The organism is Flavobacterium sp. UBA4854, from assembly GCF_002399805.1.
GTDB lineage: Bacteria > Bacteroidota > Bacteroidia > Flavobacteriales > Flavobacteriaceae > Flavobacterium > Flavobacterium ginsengisoli.
In genome coordinates this window covers 14,888-18,106 of the sequence record NZ_DHEI01000063.1, presented here as the reverse complement: position 1 = coordinate 18,106, position 3,219 = coordinate 14,888, and the positions used below count along the sequence as shown (strand labels likewise).

3 protein-coding genes are annotated in these 3,219 nt (G+C 33.2%); all 3 read left to right on the top strand.

The annotated features are described in order from the left end of the window. Window positions 1-68 precede the first annotated feature (68 nt). Complete coding sequence (locus tag B3J44_RS09025) at window positions 69-722, top strand: class I SAM-dependent methyltransferase (protein ID WP_286967933.1); 654 nt, start codon at window positions 69-71, stop codon at window positions 720-722. 76 nt (window positions 723-798) lie between these two features. After that, window positions 799-2,022, top strand: a complete 1,224-nt coding sequence (locus tag B3J44_RS09020; protein WP_286967930.1) for a dicarboxylate/amino acid:cation symporter — start codon at window positions 799-801, stop codon at window positions 2,020-2,022. Between the two features lie 106 nt (window positions 2,023-2,128). Continuing rightward, window positions 2,129-3,219 (top strand): pyridoxal phosphate-dependent decarboxylase family protein (locus tag B3J44_RS09015; RefSeq protein ID WP_286967929.1); only part of this gene is annotated, 1,091 nt, incomplete at its 3' end.

Below are 3,219 nucleotides of genomic sequence, written 5' to 3'. Positions count from 1 at the left end.
TCAGAATGACAAAAAAATAATCTTCGAATTTGGTTTTTGTTTAATTTAGAGTTTTAAAATTTTGCATTATGAAAAATGAAGAATTACAAGCCATAGCTTCTCAATTAAAGCATCCATCAGGAGAAAAAGGAATCGAAATGGGAAATATGATGAACGAAACGAACATCAATATGACCAAACATTCCATTCAAAATCTAAATATTTCAAAAGAGAATAAAATTCTAGAATTAGGCCATGGAAATGCAGGTCACGCTGAATTTCTTTTCGAACAAGCAGATAACCTAAAATATTACGGACTTGAAATGTCTGAATTAATGTTTAAGGAAGCGCGCCAGATCAATAGAAATTTTGTTTCTCAAAAACAGGCATTCTTTTCTATTTATGACGGAAATAAAATTCCGTTTGAAGATGAATCTTTCGATAAAATATTTACAGTAAATACCATTTATTTTTGGCAAAAGCCAGAAGATTTACTTTCGGAAATCTACAGAGTTTTAAAACCAAACGGAAATTTCTGTCTGACTTTTGCTGAAGAAGATTTTATGAAAAAGCTTCCTTTTACTCAATTTGAATTTGAGCTTTACAGCACTGACAAAGCGCAGCAATTAATAGAGAAAACGGCTTTTCAAATTGTTTATACTGAAACTCAGACCGAAAAGGTGAAAAGCAAAACAGGCGAATTGGTCGACAGAGCTTTTACTACAATTGTTTTGGAAAAATAATAAAAGAAAGAGTATTAGTTTTAATACTCTTTTTTTATCTAATTTTAATTCAAGTCTCTAATGCCTTTTACAAATAATGGAAATCAAAAAAATTAATTTTCTACAAAGTTATAGCAGTATCCTTTTGCTTCTTGGCGGAATTATCGTCGGAAGCATTTTTGGATTAGTTTTTGGAGAAAAAGTTCTGGTTATAAAACCGATTGGAGATATTTTTCTGAATTTGCTTTTTACAGCAATTATTCCATTAATATTTTTTACTATCGGCTCTTCAATTGCAAATTTGGAACAAAAAGAAAAGTTAGGAAAACTGTTTTTTATAATGGTTTTGGTTTTTCTTTCAACGATTCTTATTTCTGCAATTGTAATGATTTTTGCTGTTTATCTTTTTCCAATTCATCAGGATATTGCTGTTGCAAAAGTTCCCTTTGAAAACATACAATCAGGCTCTGTAGGCGATCAGATTGCTAAATTGGTTACCACAAATGATTTTTTCGAATTATTATCGAGAAAAAGTATGTTGGCACTCATTATATTTTCGTTTTTAATTGGTTTTGCTACTTTACAATCTGGAGAAAAGGGAAATGCTTTCAAGAGTTTTCTAGACTCAGGTAATGAAGTTATGAAACAGCTGCTGAATATTATTATGAAATTTGCACCTATAGGATTAGGAGCTTATTTTGCTTATCAAGTTGGGATTTTCGGACCTCAGTTATTTGGAGTTTACGCAAAACCTATGGCGGTTTATTATGCAGCCTGTATCTTTTACTTTTTTACATTTTTTAGTTTGTATGCTTTTATTGCTGGCGGAAAAAGAGCTTTTAAAGTCTTTTGGAGCAATAATATTACACCTTCTTTAACCGCAATAGGAACTTGTAGTAGTATTGCAACAATTCCGGCAAATTTGGATGCTGCACAAAAAATGGGAATTCCAGCACATGTTCGCAATTTGGTAATTCCGCTTGGAGCACCTTTACATAAAGATGGATCGAGTATGTCATCTATCTTAAAAATTACTTTTTTATTTGCCATGTTTGGAAAAGATTTTACAGAACCATCAACTATTCTTTTGGCATTAGGAATTACTATAATTGTTTCGATTGTCGAAGGCGGAATTCCAAATGGCGGTTATATTGGAGAAGTTTTAGCCATTACCGTTTATGGTTTTCCAATGGAACAAGCATTGCCGGTTGCCATGATTTTAGGAACATTAGTTGATCCAATTGCGACTTTGCTAAATGCAAATGGTGATGTAATTGCTTCCATGGTAGTTTCTAGATTCTCTGAAAAAACGAAATGGTAGCTTCTCTGTAAATTTTCAATTCTTTAAATAAATACTAAAAACAACTTGTTTCGTGTTGTCTGGCTGAGCGAAGCTAGAAAATACATGATGTAAATAACTATATAATATGAATTCAATACTAAAGCAAGATCTCGACAATTTTGAGAATATCTTAGAAAAAACAAAACAACAAGGGATTGATTTTCTGAATGACATAGAAAATATTCCAACTTCAAACACTTATACAATTAATCCCAAAACAGCTTTAAACGAATTAGGGTTAGGCTCGATTGAGGCTTTAAAAGAATTCAACGAAAGATTATCTCCCTTAATGGTTTCTTCTCCAGGACCAAGATATTGGGGCTTTGTAACAGGTGGTTCAACTCCAGCATCTATCGTAGGCGATTGGTTAGCATCTATTTACGATCAAAACACTCAGGCTGTAAAAGCACAAGGTGGTGCTTCGGCATTAATAGAGTTTGAGACAATCAATTTATTGCTACAGCTTTTAGATCTTCCGGACACATTTTTAGGCGGATTTGTTACAGGCGCTACCATGTCAAACTTTACATCTCTTGGAGTTGCCAGACAATGGTTTGGTAAGCAATTCGGGAAAGATTTCGCTAAAGACGGAATTTCAGAAACTGTCAATATTCTAACAGCAACGCCGCATTCTTCTTCTATAAAATGTTTATCGCTTTTAGGAATTGGAAGCCAAAATTATACGACTGTAAAAACAATCGAAGGAAATCGTGAAGCTCTTGATATTGCGGATTTGGAAGAAAATATAAAGAAGTTAGAAGGAAAACCTTTCATCTTGATTTCTAGTGCAGGAACTGTAAATACTGCCGATTTTGACGATTTTGAAGCAATTGCAATATTAAAAGAAAAGTACAATTTCTGGTGGCATATAGATGGCGCTTTCGGCGGATTTGCAGCGGTTTCAGATAAATATAATCATTTGGTAAAAGGTTGGGAAGGGGCAGACAGTATTACGATTGATTGCCATAAATGGCTGAACGTGCCTTATGAAAGTGCTTTCTTTTTAATTAAAAAAGATCATATTAACCTGCAAGTTGAAACATTTCAAAATTCAAATGCACCATATTTAGGAAATCCGTTAGAAAATTTTAATTATCTAAACGTACTTCCTGAAAATTCGCGTCGTTTACGTGCATTACCAGCTTGGTTTTCGCTTAAAGCGTATGGAAAAGAAGG